Source organism: Pseudomonas sp. RC2C2 (genome assembly GCF_018390435.1).
Lineage (GTDB): Bacteria > Pseudomonadota > Gammaproteobacteria > Pseudomonadales > Pseudomonadaceae > Aquipseudomonas > Aquipseudomonas donghuensis.
On record NZ_JAHBAX010000001.1, the window covers coordinates 1,941,418 to 1,958,564 of the forward strand.

Here is a 17,147-nt window from a genome sequence, read left to right on the forward strand (position 1 = left end):
CCGCATGTCTGACGCCTTGTGGGCCGCCCGCCAGGGCGACGCCCTGATGCACACCTCGATGATGGCCGACATCGTCAGCGGCGTGCTGGAGATGGCCGCCAACGTCGCCATCGGCGTCCTGGCCACCGCAGCGGTGACCGCGGCACTGGGCCTGACCGTGGCCACCGGTGGCTTGGGTTGCTTCGTGCTCGGCGCGGTGGTGGGCATCGTGGTCGGCGTGGCCATGAGCAAGACCGGCGCCGACAAAGGCTTGAGCAGTTTATGCGAGGGCATCGGCAACTTTTTGTTCCCGCCCTCGGTGCAGGCCAACATCCTCACCGGCTCGAAGAACACCCACACCAATGGCAAGCCGGCCGCCCGCGCCGCCGGTGTCATCGTTGCCGCCGCGGCGCCCGCCGGCAGTGATGCCGCTCAGCCGCCGGCCGAGGAGGAGGAAGAAAGCTTCCTCGACATGGCCAAGGGCTTTTTCTCGCAGATGTGGCGGCCCACCGTCGCCAGCCCGGCGCCGAACACCGAGCCTGCCGACGACGACAAGATCCTCTGCAGCAAGCACCCGCCGATGCCGCCGCAGTACCTGGCCGAAGGTTCGAGCAAGGTCACCATCAACGGCCATCCGGCCTGCCGCAGCGGCGATCGCAGCACCTGCGAGGCGGTGATCGTCGACGCCGGTCTGATCTCCGACAACGTGCGCATCGGCGGCGGCTCGATCGTGGTCCGCGAGATTCGCAGCGGCAAGACCCCGGGCATCGGCCTGGCGATTACCGCGTTGATGCTGCTGCGCGGGCGCGGCGGCAAGTTCTACAGCAAGTTCGGCTGCATGGTGATCGGTGGCATTGCCAGCGCGGTCACCAGCCAGGTGAGCGGGGCGATCACCAATGCTATTGCCGGCTCGCTCAATCCGGTACATGCACCGACCGGCGCAAAAATCCTCAGTGGCGAAGAGGAGCTTGACTTCAGCCTGCCGGCGCTGATCCCACTGGACTGGCAGCGCTATTACAACAGCCGGGATGAACGCCGCGACGGCCTGTTCGGTGCTGGCTGGAGCGTCGATTACGAAGTCTTCGTCGCCATTGAAACGCATCCTGAAGGCAGCGAGCGCCTGCTGTTCACCGACGAGCAGGCGCGGGTCGTCGACATGGGCAACATTCCCCGGGGTGATGCGGTGTTCAGCGCTGGCGAAGGCCTGAGCGTGCGTCGCGCGCTTGACGACGAGTTGCTGATTGAAAGCAGCAGCGGACTCTATCGTTTGTTTCAGCCGACCCCGGGCAACCCGCAGCACCTGCGCCTGGCGCAACTGGGCGACCGCAACGACAACCGCCTTTACCTCGACTATGACGCCAGTGGCCGCTTGCTCAGGCTGCGCGACACTTTCGACGTGGTTCAGGTGCAGTTGGTTTACAGCGCGCAATGGCCGGCACGGGTCAGCCATATCGAGCGCCTGTACAGCGATGATTCAAGCGAGCTGCTGGTCAGCTATGCCTACGACAGCAACGGCGACCTGGCCGAAGTCCGCGATGCCGCTGGCCAGTTGCAACGACGCTTCGCCTACGACCAGGGCCGGCGCATGGTCGAGCACCAGTTGCCCAGCGGCCTGCGCTGCTTCTACGAATGGACTCGTGCTGCAGACGACTGGCGCGTGGCCCGACACTGGACCGACGACGGCGACGAGTACCGTTTCGACTACGACATCGAGGCGGGCATCACCCGCATCACCGATGGTTTGCAGCGGGTCAGCACACGCTATTGGAACCCGCAGTACCAGATCACCGAATACACCGACGCCGTGGGTCTGACCTGGCGCTTCGAGTGGAACGACGAGCGCCAGCTGCTGGGCGCCACCGACCCGCAAGGCGGACAATGGCAGTATCTGTACGACGAGTCCGGCAACCTCTGCGAAAGCATCGACCCACTGGGCCGCAGCGAGTCGACCCTGTGGCTGGAACACTGGTCGCTGCCCCGGGTACAGACCGACAAGGCCGGCAAGCGCTGGAGCTACCGTTACGATCAACGCGGCAACTGCAGCAGCGAAACCGATCCACTGGGCCGCACCACCCGCTACCGCTACGACGATCGTGGCCAGGTGGTGGAGATCATCGATGCGGCGGGCAAGCACAAGCAGTTGCACTGGAACGATCTGGGCCTGCTGATTGAGCAGGTCGATTGTTCAGGGTATCCGACCCGCTTCAGCTATGACCGGCGCGGCTATTTGCAAGCAGTCATCGATGCCCTCGGCGAGCGCACCGAATACCAGAATGACGCCCAGGGGCGAGTCGTTGCCACGCAGTTGCCGGATGGCCGTAGCGAGCGTTATGAACTGAACAGCAGCGGCCAGCTCAGCCGCTACATCGATCCGGCCGGGCATGTCCTGCAGTTTCGCTACAACCGCCGTGGCCAGCTCCTGCAACGCATAGACCCGCACGGACGTCAGGTGCAGTACAGCTACGACAACTACGGCCGTCTGCTGGCCCTGACCAACGAGAACGGTGAGAGCTATCGCTTTAGCTGGGACCTGGTAGACCGCCTGACCCGGCAACAAGACCTCGACGGCAGCGCCAGACGCTATGAGTATGGACCGCTGGATAATGTCAGCCGCCTGGAGTTTGTCCCTGCGCCATACGGCAGCGGTCTGGCCCTGGTGCCGGACACAACGCCGAAGTCGATCGTTCACCAATACACCCGCGATGCTGCCGGCCGGTTGCTTGCCAAACAGACCGACGATGGCCGCACCGACTTCAGCTATGACCCGCTGGACCAACTGACCACGGTCTGCTTCACCGACAATGACGGCAACACCGAGCAGCTAGCCTTTGCTTACGATGCTGCCGGCCAGCTCGTACAAGAACACAGTGCCAATGGTGCGCTGCAGCATCACTATGATGAGCTCGGCAACCTGGTCCAGAGCCAACTGCCCGATGGCCGCTGGCTCAACCGCCTGTACTACGGCAGCGGTCACCTGCATCAGCTCAACCTCGATGGCAAGGTAATCAGCGACTTCGAGCGCGACCGTTTGCACCGTGAAGTGCTGCGCACCCAGGGCCGTGTCAGTACCCGCAGCGAGTACGACCGCAGTGGTCGCTTGCGCTCGCGCCTGCGCCGCCCCAGCCATCAGCCGCCGCAACTGCCGGCTGCGGTGCAGCAACGCTTCGATTTCGACCCGGCAGACAACCTGACCAGCCGCTTCAACCAGCAACCCGGCAGCCAGCACCAGCAACTGCTGCACTACGACGCCAGCGGGCGGATCATGGCCAGCCAGGACGCCGGCCAGGGCCAGAGCGAAGCCTTTACCTACGACGCCGCCGCCAACCTGCTCGATGGGCCACAGGCCGGCGTGGGGCTGGTACGCCACAACCGGCTGCTGACCTATCAGGACAAACGTTACCGCTACGATGCCTTCGGCCGCCTGATTGAAAAACGCAGCAGCCGGCGCGGCATCCAGCACTTCAGCTATGACGCCGAGCACCGCCTGGTGCAGGTGCGCAGTCAGCACGGCGGTCGCGAGCGGGTGCTGAACATGCGCTACGACCCGTTGGGTCGGCGCACTGAAAAAAGCGAGTATGACGAGCACGGCAACTTGCTTGATCAGACCAGGTTTACCTGGGACGGCCTGCGCCTGCTGCAGGAACACCGGCACAGCCAGACCAGCCTCTATCTGTACGTGCAGAACAGCTATGAACCGCTGGCCAGGGTCGACGGCACTGGCCCGCAGCAACAGGTACGCTATTACCACAACGACCTCAATGGCCTACCCGAGCAACTGACCGAAGACACTGGCGAAGCCTTGTGGCAGGCGCGGTATCAGGTCTGGGGCAATACCCTGCAGGAAGTGCGCGAGGCGCATTTCATCGAGGAGCAGAACCTCAGGTTCCAGGGTCAGTACCTGGATCGCGAGACCGGGTTGCACTACAACCTGTTCCGCTTCTATGACCCGGATGTCGGACGCTTTACCCAGCCGGATCCGATCGGCCTGGCCGGCGGCTTGAACCTGTACCAATATGCCGCTAACCCTGTGGGCTGGATCGACCCGCTCGGGCTCAACGCATTGCTGCCCGGTGAGGGCGGTGTCGGCGCCTATGGCAAGCTGCCCGGCACGCCAGGGGATAACCTGACCGGTCACCACATGCCGTCAGCCGAATACATGAAGCAAAAATTCGGTATCAGCCGCAACAAATCCATCGCCATGCAGATGGAGCATATTTATCCTGAGAACAAAGGCCGTCACCCGATGACCCGCTCCTATTCAAGGCGACCTTTCCTCAATGAGAAACCCAGGGATGCGCTCGCTCGAGATATCTGGGACGCCCGCAAGATCTACAAGCAGCAGGGGCTTTACACCAAGGAAATCCAGGCGGGTCTACGGGAAACGATACGGCAGAACAAAAGTACCTTTCCGAATATATTCAAGAAACCATCGAAATGCGGAGGAAAATAGGATGAGCCTGACAGAAGCCCTCAACGACTGTGCAACCTTCAACAGCGACGCTGAGGTGGCGCGTTTTTCCAAAATACTGCGCGACATGGCGCAGACCCGCGACACGCAATACCTTCCGGTCATGCTGTCGCACCTGGACGATGACTGCGAATATGGCGACGTCATGAAGGAAATAATCGGTATGGCTGAATCCTTCGACCCCGCCAACTATGTCGAAGCAGTGATTGAAGTCACCGACTCCCTTAAAGAAAAGGCCAGTGACTGGCTGGAAAGCATCCACTATCGGATTTTCAATTCCCCCGAATACACCAAACTCTACCGCGCCGCCCTGGCGCAAAGTGCCAACAAGGCAGCGATCAAAAGCTACCTCCAGGACTTTCTGGCCAACAACCCGGAGAAGCAGTCCGAGGTGGATTCGGTTCTGGCAGGATGAATGAAAGCTGCGGCGGCCAATTCCGCTATGGCCGCCGCTGACGTATCATCCGCGCCCCGCTTGTATTCACATGGACGTCCGATGAAAGCCCCCGCGCGCCTGCTCCTTGCTGCCCTTTTCGCTGCCTGCCTGCACAGCCCTGCAACCGTTGCCGCGGGCTTTGACTGCAGCAAGGCCAGTACCCTGCTGGAAACCGCCATCTGCACCACGCCGTCGCTGTCGGCCAAGGACGACCAGCTCAACGAGCGCTACAAACCGCTCAAGGACCGCAAGATCTTCCGTGAGCTGGAGAACTTCTGGCTGCGCGAAGTGCGCAATCGCTGCGAGACCGCCGCCTGTCTGGAAGTCGCCTACGACCAGCAGATCAAGCTGCTGACCCCGGTGCCGGCACTTTCCCAGGTTGATCCCAAGAGCCTGCAGCCCCTGCCCCGAGATCAGCGTTACACCCAGGTCGAGGATGAGCCGTGGCAGCGCTTTCCCCTGGCCACCGTCGCCGACATGAGCGAAGACAGTTTTGTCTACCTGGTCGACGTCGCCACCCTGGATGGCGTGCTGAACGTGGTGTTGTTTGTCGCCGAAAAGCAGGATGAGCAAGGCAGCAACCCTGGCAACATTTATGACAGCCGCCCGATCGGTACGCTCTACGAATACTCCGATGCTCGCCCTGGGCTGCACCCGTTCGCGCGCAATGTACGCTTTGACGGCTGGAGCAGAATCACCTCCAACGACCAGGGCCAGCGCTATGCCGGGATCATCGACGGGGTGTTCTATTACCGGCAGAAGATGACGGGCGAAGCCCAGCAGAGCATGGCCTACAAACTGGGCTCCCAGGCCGCGCCGCAACCCTCGACGCAACTGTACGCGGCCGAGTCCAACAGCAAGCGTTTCGCCAAGGCGCAGATCAGCGGCGACCTGAACCAGGACAACTCTGGCCTGCTGCTCTATTACCCGCACCTTAACGGCAATGACAACCCCTACGACCGGGTGATGGACAAGGATGCCGGCGGCTGGAGCCTGGTCAACCCGACCTGGAGCCCGACCCGGCCAGTGCTGTACTTCGACAACAACGGTGGGTTCGCCTGTATCTGGCGGGTCGACCTGGTAACCAAGCGCCTGGAGAAGATCGTCCCCGAGCATGAAGCGGTTGCTGCCCGCCCGGTGGACGTCATTGGCCGCGAGGCGATCGTCTACCTGGAAGCCGACCAGCTGATGTTTGCCATCGCCCCGGATCAGTAAAGGTTCTACTCTCGGCACCAGCGGTGTGCACGATGATCGGCATCGCTGCGCTGCCAGCCGAACCAGGCAATCAGCATCACCAGCAGTTGCGCGCTCATGATCAGCGGCACACAGCCTGGCCAGCCCCAGCGTTCCCAGAACAGCGCCGGCAACAGCGCGCCGGCGCTGCCGCCCAGGTAGTAGAAGGTCAGGTAGCAACCCACGGCGCCGGCCTTGTTGTGCTTGGCGGTGCTGGTGACAAAGACATTGGCAGCCGCCTGGGCCAGGAACACCCCGGTGGAACTCAACGCCAGGCCCAACACGATCCACCACAGGCTGCCGAGCAGTGTCAGCAGCGACCCAAGCAGGCCCAGCATGCCGGCTGCCAGCACCAGATGCGCAGGCGGCCTGGCACCGGCCAGCTTGCCGGCAATCGGCGTGACCACCAGGGCCAGAAGAAATACCGCATAGACCGAACCTAGCGCCGCGACGCCGAGATTGAAGGGCGCGGCCAGCAGATGGAGGCCGACATAGGTGAAGGTGGCGATCTGCGAAAACAGCACGCAAAAGCCAACCAGGTAGGCCGCCAGCAACGGCCTGTTGCGCAGCATGCTGATACGGTTGTGGGTGAGGTTGCTTTCGATCAGGCGCCCGCCACCGGGCAGCAGCCAGTGGATACTCAAGCCAATCAGCAAGGTCAGCATTGCCAGTAACACGAAGGCTTCGCGCCAACCCAGGTATTCGGTCACCAGCCCCGTGAGGAAGCGCCCGGCAAAACCGCCAAGGATGGTCCCGGCGACATACAGGCTGGTGACTTCAGTAACCATCGCGCCCTGCCAGCGCTCGCCGATGTAGGCCACGCTGGTGGCGAAGATCACCGGGATCAGCATGCCTTGAACGAAACGCCAGAGCAGCAGGCTCTCGAGGTCGTTGGCGCAAGCCAGCATGACACCCGGCAGGCTGAGCAGCAGCGCCGCCACAACCAGTACCGTCTTCTGACGCCAGCGCCGGGTCAGCACGCCGACAAAGGGCGCGACCAAGGCCACGGCCAGGGTGGTGGCGGTGATGCTCCAGCTGACGTGCCGGGCATCCACGGCGAAGCTCTGCGCCAGTTCGGCGAGAATGCCCTGGGTGGCGTAGAGCGGCAGAAACGCGGCGCATCCGCAGAGGAACATGGCGAAGCGGGTGGCGGACAGGCGCGATGGCATGGGAAAACTCGTTACAGTGACGAGCAATGTTTATAAGGTGCGGTCATTGGCCGTGACCAATACCGAATTCGGACCGATTGATACCTCAAGGTGCAACATGCTCGATGTGCGAAAACTGCGCTATTTCATTGCCGTCGCCGACGACCTGCATTTCGGCCGCGCCGCGCAGCGCCTGCACCTGGCCCAGCCAGCACTGACCCGACAGATCTCGGCGCTGGAAAGCCAGCTGGGGTTTCGCTTGTTCGAACGCAGCAGCCGCGCCGTCAGTTTGACCGTCGAGGGTCAGCAATTCGTACCTTATGCCCGCGGCGTACTGGAGCAACTGACACGCAGCGAGCGTTTTGCCGCCAAGCTGGCCGCCGGCACTGCCGGGCAACTGAGCCTGGGCTACGCCAGTTCGGTGGCCTTGAGCGATCGTTTCACCCAGGCCATTCAGCAGTTTTCCCGCGCTTACCCCGAAGTCCGCCTGACGCTTGTCGAGGAAGCCTCTACGGCGCAATGGCAACACATCGTCGAAGGCTCCCTGGAGATTGGTCTGAGCCGTCTGTTACCACCGCCGCAGCTCAACGAACTGCAGGTCCAGCCGCTGGATCAGGAGCCACTGCTGGTGGCGCTGGCTGAGGACGATCCGCTGGCAGCCCTGGAAACCATCAGCCTCGTTGAGCTGCAAGCCCATCCTGTGGTGCTGTACAGCGACGAACAGGGCACCGGCCTCAACGATGCCATCGAGCGCTTGTTCCAGCATTGCGAGCTGCCCTTGCTGCGCGGGCCGAGGGGACGCCAGATCACGTCGATCATTGCCTTGGTGGCCGCCGGCCAAGGCATTGCGTTGGTTCCCGCCTGCGCCCGCGCCTTGAACCAGCGCGGCGTGTGCTACCGGCCCCTGAAGGAAGCTGCGGCCACCATCGGTTTACTCGCCGTCAGCCATCGCCATCGACGCTCACGGGCCGCCGACGCTTTTCTGCAAATACTTGCCCGGGCACCTGAACCCGGCGCATGAGCGCGGCCGCCTGACAAGCACGGCGGGGATAAAAGTGTTTTACCGAAACCACTGGTTTTCTAAGCCAATGCTTTGCCTATCCTAGGAAGGATTTCTCATATCAGCGGAAGATCCATGAAAGCTTCGCTTCCCAGCCGCTACGCCTGCCTGATCGGCTGCCTGGTTTTTACCTTTGCCAGCCTGCCCTTTCTCGCTGCCCATTCCTGGCTCTGGCCGTTCACCCTGATCAGCGCACTGCTCAGCCTGGTCGGTCTCAATGACCTGCGCCAGAGCCAGCACGCCGTGCGACGCAACTATCCGATCCTGGGTAACATCCGCTACCTGATCGAAACCATCCGCCCGGAGATTCGCCAGTACCTGCTCGAAGGCGACGATGACAAGCTGCCGTTCTCCCGGGCCCAGCGCTCGCTGGTGTACGCGCGGGCCAAGAACGAAAGCGCTGAGAAAGCCTTCGGTACCCTCAACGATGTCTACCGGCCGGGCTTCGAGTTCATCAGCCATTCCATGTTGCCGGTCGAAACGCCCGACCCCGCCTCGTTTCGCATCAGCATCGGCGGCCCGCAGTGCCGCCAGCCCTACTCGGCGTCGATCTTCAACATCTCGGCGATGAGCTTCGGGGCACTCAGCGCCAACGCTATTGGCGCTCTGAACAAGGGGGCCAAGCTCGGCCGCTTTGCCCATGACACCGGTGAGGGCAGCATCAGCCCCTACCATCGCGAGCATGGTGGCGACCTGATCTGGGAAATCGGCAGCGGTTATTTTGGCTGCCGCACAGCAGAAGGTCGTTTTGATCCTCAGCGCTTCGCCGAACAGGCCCGCGACCCGCAGGTGAAGATGATCGAGGTCAAGCTCAGCCAGGGCGCCAAGCCCGGGCACGGCGGGATACTGCCCGGGCACAAGGTCAGTGCCGAAATCGCCGCCACCCGTGGCGTACTGATGGGGGAAGACTGTATTTCGCCTGCGGCGCACAGCGCCTTTCGCAGCCCGGTACAGTTGCTGGAGTTCATGGCGCAACTGCGCCAACTGTCCGGCGGCAAGCCGGTGGGTTTCAAGTTCTGCCTGGGCCACCCATGGGAGTTCATGGGCATCGCCAAGGCCATGCTGGTCACCGGCATCGTTCCGGATTTCATCGTCGTCGATGGCAAGGAAGGCGGTACCGGCGCCGCGCCGCGGGAGTTCAGCGACAACATCGGTGTGCCGATGCGCGAAGGCCTGATGTTCGTGCACAACACCCTGGTGGGCCTGAACCTGCGCGACAAGATTCGCATCGGCGCTGGCGGCAAGATTATCAGCGCTTTCGACATTGCCAGCGTGCTGGCCATTGGTGCCGACTGGGTCAACTCGGCCCGTGGCTTCATGTTCGCCATCGGCTGCATCCAGTCGCAAAGCTGCCACACCAACAAATGCCCGACCGGCGTGGCCACCCAGGATCCGTTACGCCAGCGTGCTCTGGTAGTACCGGAAAAAGCCGACAGGGTTTACAGCTTTCACCGCAACACCCTGCATGCCCTGGGCGAAATGCTCGCCGCTGCGGGCCTGGAGCACCCGGCCGAACTCAAGCCCAAGCACCTGGTGCGGCGCATCAGCGCCAGCGAGATCCGTCTGTTTTCCCAGTTGCACGTGTTCCTCAAGCCTGGCGAATTGCTCAGCGGCGCGATCGACAGCGAGTTCTATGCACGGATGTGGCGGATGGCCCGCAGCGACAGCTTCGAGCCAGAGAGCGGCGAGCCAGTGACGATCAAGCCCACCCCGCGCCGAAAACAAACAACCCCGGCCTAGGCCGGGGTTGCTGGAGACACCAGACAGCAATCAGAGAATGCTGATCGGGTACTCGACGAATACGCGGACTTCGTTACCGTCGTCGTTGTAGCCGTTCTGACGAACGCTGTCAGAAGTACGCAGGAACGAGCTACGCAGTTTGACGGACAGGTCCTTGGCAGGGCCTTCCTGAACCACGTACTTGAACTGGTTGAAGATTTCGCGCTCTTTACCTTCGCCGAAGCCGTGGGTGTTGATGTTGTCACCACGCACGTAGGCCACTTTGTAGGTCAGGCCCGGTACGCCGAAGGCGCCGAAGTCCAGGCCGTAGCCCAGCTGCCAGGAACGCTCGTCTTCAGCGTTGAAGTCGGACCAGTAGGAGTTGGCCAGGTAGATGGTCGAACCACCGTCACCCACGCCACCGGCGTTCTGGTAGAAGCCGTACTGATAACCGGTGTCGCCAGTGCTGCGCTGGTGCGCAATGGTGATCGAGTGCGGGCCGAAGGCGTAGGTGGCCGCCAGGCTCCAGATGGTGTTGGAGTCACCGGTCAGGTCGGCGGCAGCGACGTACTTCTTGTCGATGTCCGACTTGTAGCCGTTGAAGTCCAGGGTCAGCGACTGGTCGTCGGCGATAGGGTGAACGTAGTTCACGCCCAGGTAGTGCTTCTTCAGTACATCTTCAACATCGGAGGTGTACAGGGAAGCCGACAGGTTTTCGGTGAACTTGTAGCTGCCGCCGAATACGTTGATCGACTTCAGGCCACCGCTGTCACGGCCTTCAGCACTCTTGCGAGCTTCCTGGGTGAAACGACCGGCGTTCAGTTCCAGGCCCTTGATCTCCTTGGAGGTGATCAGGGTACCGGTGTAGCTTTCTGGCAGCAGGCGACCGTCGTCGTACTGCAGCACTGGCAGTTCCGGCATCTGGTCACCGTACTTCAGTACAGTGTTGGAGATGCGGAATTTAACTGCTGCGCCACCACGGGCCAGATTGTGCGGGGAGTTCTGCTGGTTGGTTGGCGAGTCGCCGTCCGCCGGCTTGAAGAAGTCGATACCGCCACCGCCGTTGCGGCCTTTACCACCGTCCAGACGCACAGCGTACAGACCGAAAGCGTCGACACCGACACCAACGGTGCCCTGGGTGTAGCCGGAGGAGAACTTGCCGATGAAGGCCTGGCCCCACTCGCTTTGGTCTTTGGTATGGTGCTTCTTGTCACGGTTGATGAAGGCGTTGCGCAGCAGAACGCTGGCTTTGCTGTCTTCTACGAAGCCCTTGGCTTCGGCCTGGTCATTGGCCATAGCCTGAGTCGCTGCCATAAGCCCCAGCGCGATCAGACTGATCCTGGTTTTCAACATTTTATTTTCCTTATTACTTAGTCAAAGACGCTCTGCGACCAAACGCCAAAAACCACGCCCCCTGCGTGGGTTGACGCTCACGGGTCTAAAAATGAAAAGCCCGCCTGCGAGTGATCGCAGCGGGCCTTTTATTCTGGACTCTTGGCCGATGGGCCTACAGGCGTTGACCGAATCCTATCCGTGTGCGGATCGGCGTGTCAAAATTTCGTGAAAAGTAAGTGTTTCTGCTTACAAGTCGCAGCCATTCGGAGCGCAAAACGCTGGGTTAGAGGCATTTGCGTCCGCGCTCAGGTAGAACTCCCGGTCCAGCCATTGCACGAAGGCATCGGGCTTGCCGAGGAAGGGACCGATATCGATCACCTGCAGCCGCCCTTCCCGTTCCAGCACCAGGGTTGGAAAACCCTGCCCGCCGACGCTGGCCATGAACGCGCAGCTGGTACCCATGTGGCTTTCTGAATCCACTTCCAGCAAAGCGCTGGCAAAGGCGTGTGCAGGCAGCCCCATCTCGGCGGCGATGGCCTTGAGCACCGCATCATCGGCAATCCGTCGGCCTTCTATGTAGTGCGCACGCTGCAACCGCGCCAGCAGTTCAAGGCCACGGCCCGCCAATTGCTCCGCGGCAAGGATGGCGGCAATTGGCGGCTGCGAATCGAATACGGCGTCGTTGTCGCGCAGCAGTCCTTCGAAGTAATCCCGGCCAAAAGGCTGCCCGGTGTACTCGGCGATGCGCCGGTCATGGGGCATGACGAAGGCGCGCAACTGCGCCGAAACCTTTTGCCGATTGGCACCGGCCATCATCCCGCCGCCATGCAGCACGACCGGCATCAGGCCACTGGCAGCATTGATCAGCGGTTCGGCACCATAGCACCAGCCACACAACGGATCGAAAACATAGTGAAGGGTGGTTTGCACGGGCATGAGCGCCTCCGAGAAAAAGTGATGCCGTCAGGTTAGGCCGGATGGAGGTTGCGAAAAACGCTGCACTGGTTACAGATTTGTTGCGAGAAACAGCACAAATAGCTGGCCAGACCCAAGGCCAATCAATAGAAACATTTTGAAACAAACACCTCGCCAGCATGTTTAGAAACAGTTAACGTTAGTAAATGGCAAGCATTATCATTCGTGCGATTTTTCATTTCTCGTAAATGCCCGGATGTCCGCCATGTTTGCCCCCTGCCGTCTTTCTCCCCTGACCCTGGGCCTATCGCTGTTTTTCAGCTCAGGCCTGGTCGCCGCTGCCACCACCACGCTGCCCGAGGTCTCGGTCACCGCCGAGTCCGACCGCGAGCGCGATGACCCGCGGGTACGCGAAGTCAGCACTGCCACCCGAACCTCGACGCCTGCCCGCTATGTGCCTCAGGCCATCGACGCGGTGAAGACCAGCAACGTGCTGGACTACGGCAACAATGACCTGGGCAAGGCACTCAGTGGCATCCCCAACGTCAGCAGCGGCGCCGATACCCGCTTTGACAGCGTGCGCATCCGCGGCTTCGACGCCAGCAACGACTTTTACCTCGACGGGATCCGCGACGACAGCCAGTACGTGCGCGACCTGCACAACATCGAGCGGATTGAAGTGCTCAAGGGCCCGGCCGCCGTACTCTATGGCCGCGGCAGCCAGGGCGGGATCGTCAATCGCGTGAGCAAGATGCCGGAAGCCGGACGGCGTTCCAGCATCGAGGCCCAGGGCGGTAGCGAAGACCTGCGCAGCCTGTATGCCGACCTCAGCGCCGATCCGACCGATAACATCAGCCTGCGCCTGAACATGGGCAACCAGGACAACAACAGTTTCCGCGACGGCATCGATGGCAGCCGTCAGCTGTTCGCGCCATCGATGAGCTGGCAGCTGACCCCGGAGCTGAACTGGCTGGTGCAATATGAGTACAGCCGCTACAACCGCACCCCGGATCGCGGCATCCCCAGCGTCAACGGCCGCCCGGCCGACGTCGGCCGCGACACCACCTACGGCGATACCCAGCGTGACTTCATCGACGACAAGGCCCAGTCCCTGCGCTCGCGCCTGAACTACCAGCTCAGCGACAACTGGCAGGTGCGCCACACCCTGGGCCTGTTCAAGCTCAACAGCGATTTCGACAACACCTACCTGACCGGCTACAACGCCGCCACCAACCAGGTCACCCGCCAGCGCTGGCAGCAGGACCTGAACACCCGCAACCTGTTCAACAACCTTGAACTTGAAGGCAACTTCGACACCTTCGGCCTGCAGCACACCCTGCTCACCGGCCTTGAGTTCGGTAACCAGCGTCGCGACCCGATCCTCTACACCGCAGCGACCTCGGGCGCGGGCTTTCGCCCGGTTCCGGGCCTGGACCTGAACAACCCCAACCGTGACCTGCAACACAACGGTCGCATGGTGGTCTCCAGCAACAACCACACCGTAGTCGACAGCCGCGGTTTGTACCTCCAGGACCAACTGCGCCTGAACGATCAATGGCAAGTGCTGGCGGGGGTACGTTTCGACCAGTTCGAGGTGGAAACCACCAACAAGGTCCGCGGCATCTCCGAGAAGCAGGACAGCAACAGCACCAGCCCGCGCCTGGGCGTGGTCTATTCGCCATGGCAGGAACATTCCTTCTATGCCTCCTGGAGCAAGACCTTCTCGCCAGTGGGTGGAGGCCTGATCGGGATCACCCCGGGCGCGGCCGGCAACACCAACGAAACCAGCCCGGAACAAACCCGGCAGAAGGAAATCGGGGTCAAGAGCGACTGGCTCGACGAGCGCCTGAGCACCACCCTGGCGGTCTATGAGCTTGAACTCTACAACCGCCGTACCAGCGACCCGAACAACCCTGGCATCACCCTGCTCTCGGGCCTGCAGCGTTCCCGCGGCGTCGAGCTGACCGCCACCGGTAACATCGTTGGCAACTGGTACGTGCGCGGCGGTATCGGTATTCAGGATGCAACCATCGTCAAGGACAACAACGGCCAGGAAGGCAACCGCGTGAGCAACGTCGCCAGGCGCAATGGCAGCCTGTTCGTGACCTGGAAGCCGGAGATGGGCTGGTACGGCGAGACCGGCCTGACCCTGGTCGGCGAGCGTTATGCCGACAACCAGAACACCGCCGTGCTACCGGGCTATGGCCGCTGGGATGCCCTGGTGGGTGTGCGTACCAAGGACTGGGACCTGCGTGCGGCGCTCAACAACATTACCGACAAGACCTATTACAGCTCGGCCACCAGCGCCGCGCAGATCCAGTTTGGTGACCCGCGCAGCCTGATCGTTACCGGTACCTATAGTTTCTAACAGCACAGCAACAAAAAAGGGCGGCATTGTTCAGACAATGCCGCCCTTTTCATTGCTGCTGCCGAACCACCTAGCGGCTGCCATCACCCAGCAGCGCTTCCAGCTCTGCTTCAGTAAGCAGGCCTGCCGGATAACGCGCCAGCAACGAGCGACGCTGATCGGCCTTCCTGACCCGGTTTGCTCCATTGTGTTTCAACCACTGCGCCACGCGCTGGAGGGACTCGTGATTCACCGCTGATGGGGGCGAAGCCGGCTCACTTGCTGCATTCATTTCGACACGTACTCCCTGGGGCCGTGAGCGGCTAACCTACTCAAACTTTGTGACAGAACTGAGGAGCCCTATCTGTTTGAAATACAATGCAAAACAAATACAAGAGGTGTGCCAAAAAGCTATGCCGATCGTCGTCCGCGGATAAAAAAAAGCCCGTCAATCGACGGGCTCTTTGCTTGCTGCACTTCAGCCTTTGGCGGGAGCCGGTTGCTGCTGGGTCAGGCAATGAATGTTGCCGCCCCCCAGAAGCATCTCGCGTCCAGGGATCATGACCACTTCGTGATCGGGGAACACCCGCGCCAGAATCGCTCTAGCCTCAGCATCTGCCGGGTCGTCGAAGCTTGGGGCGATGATGCCACCGTTGACGATCAGGAAGTTGACGTACGAGCCGGCCAGGCGTACCGACGGGTTGCGCTCCTGGCTGCCGGCCACCGGATCGACCCCGGCGCACTCTTCTTCGCTGGCGAACAGCGGCCCCGGAATCGGCATCTTGTGCACGGTAAAGGCGCGACCTTTGGCGTCACGGCTGTTCTCCAACACCTCGAGTGCACCATGGCAGCGTGCGTAGTTGGGGTCTTGCGGATCATCGGTCCAGGCCAGTAACACTTCACCTGGGCGAACGTAACAACAGAAGTTGTCGACGTGGCCGTCGGTCTCGTCGTTGTACAAGCCATCGGGCAGCCAGATGATGGTGTCCACTGCCAGGTGATCACGCAGGATCGCTTCGATCTGCTCGCGGTTCAGGTGCGGGTTACGGTTGTGGTTGAGCAGGCATTCCTCGGTGGTGATCAGCGTGCCTTCACCGTCAACGTGAATCGAGCCACCTTCGAGTACGAAACCTTCGGTGTGGTAGCGCTGGCAGCGCTCCATCTCCAGCACCTTGCTGGCCAGTTGCTCGTCACGATTCCATGGCGAGTACAGGCCGCCCTCGAAGCCGCCCCAGGCATTGAAGCCCCAGTCGACGCCACGCACTTCGCCGCTGTCATTGATGACGAAAGTCGGCCCGGTATCACGCACCCAGGCATCGTCGTTGCTGATTTCCACCACGCGGATGTTCGGCAGGTCGAGCCGGGCGCGAGCGTTGTCGTACTGGGCGGCGGAGACGGCGACGGTCACCGGCTCGAAACGGGCGATGGCCTTGGCCAGCGTCACATGGGCAGCCTGCACCGGCTTGCCGCCCAGGCGCCAGTTGTCCGGGCGCTCGGGCCAGACCATCCAGACCTGGGTTTGTGGCGCCCACTCGGCGGGCATGTGGAAGCCGTCGGCGCGCGGGGTACTGGTGAGAGTTTTCATAGATGATCCTTGCTGAACTATCAGGATTGCAGCGCGCCGTCGAGGGTCTTCACCGGGCCGTACAGCGTCGGACGACGGTCTCGGAAAGTGCCCCAGGCACTGCGGGTGTGCTCAAGTTTGTCGAGGTCGAAAGTATGCACCAGCACACCCTCCTCGGTCTCGTTCAGCGCCTGGACCTTCTCGCCGAACTGGTCGGCAATGAAAGAGGAGCCGTAGAAGGTGATGTCGTAGCCGTCCTGCTCTTCGCGGCCGATGCGGTTGCTGGCGATCAGCGGCATCAGGTTGGCGCCGGCATGACCTTGCTGTACACGCTGCCAGTGGTCGCGCGAGGAGATGGTGTTGTCGTGCGGTTCGCTACCGATAGCCGTCGGGTAGAACAGCAGCTCGGCACCGAGCAGGGCCATGCTGCGTGCGCACTCGGGGAACCACTGGTCCCAGCAGATGCCTACGCCGATTTTCGCGTAACGGGTCTGCCAGACCTTGAAGCCGGTGTCGCCCGGGTTGAAGTAGTACTTTTCGTGGTAGCCGGGGCCGTCCGGGATGTGGGCTTTACGGTACACGCCCAGGTTGCTGCCATCGGCATCGATGATCGCGATGCTGTTGAATCGCGCACGCCCGGCCAGCTCGTAGAAGCTGATCGGCAGCACCACCTGCAGCTCTTTGGCGAGCTTCTGGAAATGGCCGATGGCGGCATTGGCCTCAACCGGCGTGGCCAACTGCAGATAGTCCGGGTTGGGCTTCTGGCAAAAGTACGGGGTTTCGAACAGCTCCTGGATCAGGATGATCTGCGCGCCCTTGGCGGCCGCTTCACGGACCAGCCGCTCGGCGCTTTCCAGGTTGCCCTGGCGGTCCCAGGAGCAGGCCATCTGGGTGGCGGCAACAGTGACGGTGCGGCTCATTTACTCCTCCTCGACAGGTGGCT

General features: G+C 61.9%; 12 protein-coding genes. 6 read left to right on the plus strand and 6 right to left on the minus strand.

Translation table 11 applies throughout. The features are described from left to right. Window positions 1–4 precede the first annotated feature (4 nt). The 3 genes from KHO53_RS09015 (at window position 5) to KHO53_RS09025 (ending at window position 6,098) form a co-directional block, all read left to right on the plus strand. The gene (locus KHO53_RS09015) at window positions 5–4,429 is read left to right on the plus strand and encodes an RHS repeat-associated core domain-containing protein (RefSeq protein WP_213570218.1); all 4,425 of its coding nucleotides are present in this window, start codon (window positions 5–7) and stop codon (window positions 4,427–4,429) included. 1 nt (window position 4,430) lies between these two features. After that, entirely contained in the window at window positions 4,431–4,862 is a 432-nt protein-coding gene (locus tag KHO53_RS09020) for an Imm30 family immunity protein (protein ID WP_010221267.1), read from the plus strand. Window positions 4,863–4,943: 81 nt separating this feature from the next. Next, a complete protein-coding gene (locus tag KHO53_RS09025; RefSeq protein WP_213570219.1) occupies window positions 4,944–6,098 on the plus strand; it encodes a lysozyme inhibitor LprI family protein in 1,155 nt (384 codons plus the stop codon). A 5-nt stretch (window positions 6,099–6,103) separates the two neighbouring features. Here KHO53_RS09025 and KHO53_RS09030 read toward each other — a convergent pair whose 3' ends face one another. Further along, window positions 6,104–7,285: an MFS transporter gene (locus tag KHO53_RS09030; protein ID WP_213570220.1), complete on the minus strand. Its 1,182-nt coding sequence runs from the start codon at window positions 7,283–7,285 to the stop codon at window positions 6,104–6,106. Between the two features lie 97 nt (window positions 7,286–7,382). On the opposite strand from KHO53_RS09030, the gene KHO53_RS09035 reads away from it, so the two are divergent. Together KHO53_RS09035 and KHO53_RS09040 are read left to right on the plus strand one after the other, a co-directional pair. After that, a complete protein-coding gene (locus tag KHO53_RS09035; protein WP_213570221.1) occupies window positions 7,383–8,285 on the plus strand; it encodes a LysR family transcriptional regulator in 903 nt (300 codons plus the stop codon). Window positions 8,286–8,399: 114 nt separating this feature from the next. Further along, a complete protein-coding gene (locus tag KHO53_RS09040; RefSeq protein WP_213570222.1) occupies window positions 8,400–10,064 on the plus strand; it encodes an FMN-binding glutamate synthase family protein in 1,665 nt (554 codons plus the stop codon). A gap of 30 nt (window positions 10,065–10,094) precedes the next feature. Here KHO53_RS09040 and KHO53_RS09045 read toward each other — a convergent pair whose 3' ends face one another. Beyond that, a complete protein-coding gene (locus KHO53_RS09045) occupies window positions 10,095–11,396 on the minus strand; it encodes an OprD family porin (protein ID WP_010221262.1) in 1,302 nt (433 codons plus the stop codon). Window positions 11,397–11,624: 228 nt separating this feature from the next. After that, window positions 11,625–12,314: a DsbA family protein gene (locus tag KHO53_RS09050; protein WP_213570223.1), complete on the minus strand. Its 690-nt coding sequence runs from the start codon at window positions 12,312–12,314 to the stop codon at window positions 11,625–11,627. Between the two features lie 244 nt (window positions 12,315–12,558). Here KHO53_RS09050 and KHO53_RS09055 point away from each other — a divergent pair, with 244 nt between their 5' ends. Further along, window positions 12,559–14,661 carry a TonB-dependent receptor gene (locus KHO53_RS09055; protein WP_213570224.1) on the plus strand — a complete coding sequence of 701 codons (2,103 nt, stop codon included), beginning with the start codon at window positions 12,559–12,561 and terminating at the stop codon, window positions 14,659–14,661. A 70-nt stretch (window positions 14,662–14,731) separates the two neighbouring features. On the opposite strand, the gene KHO53_RS25595 is transcribed toward KHO53_RS09055, so the two are convergent. The 3 genes from KHO53_RS25595 to aguB form a co-directional block, all read right to left on the minus strand. After that, window positions 14,732–14,932, minus strand: coding sequence for a hypothetical protein (locus KHO53_RS25595; RefSeq protein ID WP_036995321.1), 201 nt, complete (start codon window positions 14,930–14,932; stop codon window positions 14,732–14,734). Window positions 14,933–15,118: 186 nt separating this feature from the next. Further along, a complete protein-coding gene (gene aguA / locus KHO53_RS09060) occupies window positions 15,119–16,225 on the minus strand; it encodes an agmatine deiminase (protein WP_010221259.1) in 1,107 nt (368 codons plus the stop codon). 20 nt (window positions 16,226–16,245) lie between these two features. After that, window positions 16,246–17,124, minus strand: a complete 879-nt coding sequence (gene aguB, locus KHO53_RS09065; protein ID WP_213570225.1) for an N-carbamoylputrescine amidase — start codon at window positions 17,122–17,124, stop codon at window positions 16,246–16,248. Window positions 17,125–17,147: the final 23 nt, after the last annotated feature.

Bases quoted from the DNA above. Each gene is read 5' to 3' on its own strand.
- KHO53_RS09050 (WP_213570223.1), bottom strand. From the start codon at position 12,314: ATGCCCGTGCAAACCACCCTTCACTATGTTTTCGATCCGTTGTGTGGC.
- KHO53_RS09025 (WP_213570219.1), top strand. From the start codon at position 4,944: ATGAAAGCCCCCGCGCGCCTGCTCCTTGCTGCCCTTTTCGCTGCCTGC.
- aguB (WP_213570225.1), bottom strand. From the start codon at position 17,124: ATGAGCCGCACCGTCACTGTTGCCGCCACCCAGATGGCCTGCTCCTGG.
- KHO53_RS09055 (WP_213570224.1), top strand. From the start codon at position 12,559: ATGTTTGCCCCCTGCCGTCTTTCTCCCCTGACCCTGGGCCTATCGCTG.
- KHO53_RS09015 (WP_213570218.1), top strand. From the start codon at position 5: ATGTCTGACGCCTTGTGGGCCGCCCGCCAGGGCGACGCCCTGATGCAC.
- KHO53_RS25595 (WP_036995321.1), bottom strand. From the start codon at position 14,932: ATGAATGCAGCAAGTGAGCCGGCTTCGCCCCCATCAGCGGTGAATCAC.
- aguA (WP_010221259.1), bottom strand. From the start codon at position 16,225: ATGAAAACTCTCACCAGTACCCCGCGCGCCGACGGCTTCCACATGCCC.
- KHO53_RS09045 (WP_010221262.1), bottom strand. From the start codon at position 11,396: ATGTTGAAAACCAGGATCAGTCTGATCGCGCTGGGGCTTATGGCAGCG.
- KHO53_RS09030 (WP_213570220.1), bottom strand. From the start codon at position 7,285: ATGCCATCGCGCCTGTCCGCCACCCGCTTCGCCATGTTCCTCTGCGGA.
- KHO53_RS09020 (WP_010221267.1), top strand. From the start codon at position 4,431: ATGAGCCTGACAGAAGCCCTCAACGACTGTGCAACCTTCAACAGCGAC.
- KHO53_RS09035 (WP_213570221.1), top strand. From the start codon at position 7,383: ATGCTCGATGTGCGAAAACTGCGCTATTTCATTGCCGTCGCCGACGAC.
- KHO53_RS09040 (WP_213570222.1), top strand. From the start codon at position 8,400: ATGAAAGCTTCGCTTCCCAGCCGCTACGCCTGCCTGATCGGCTGCCTG.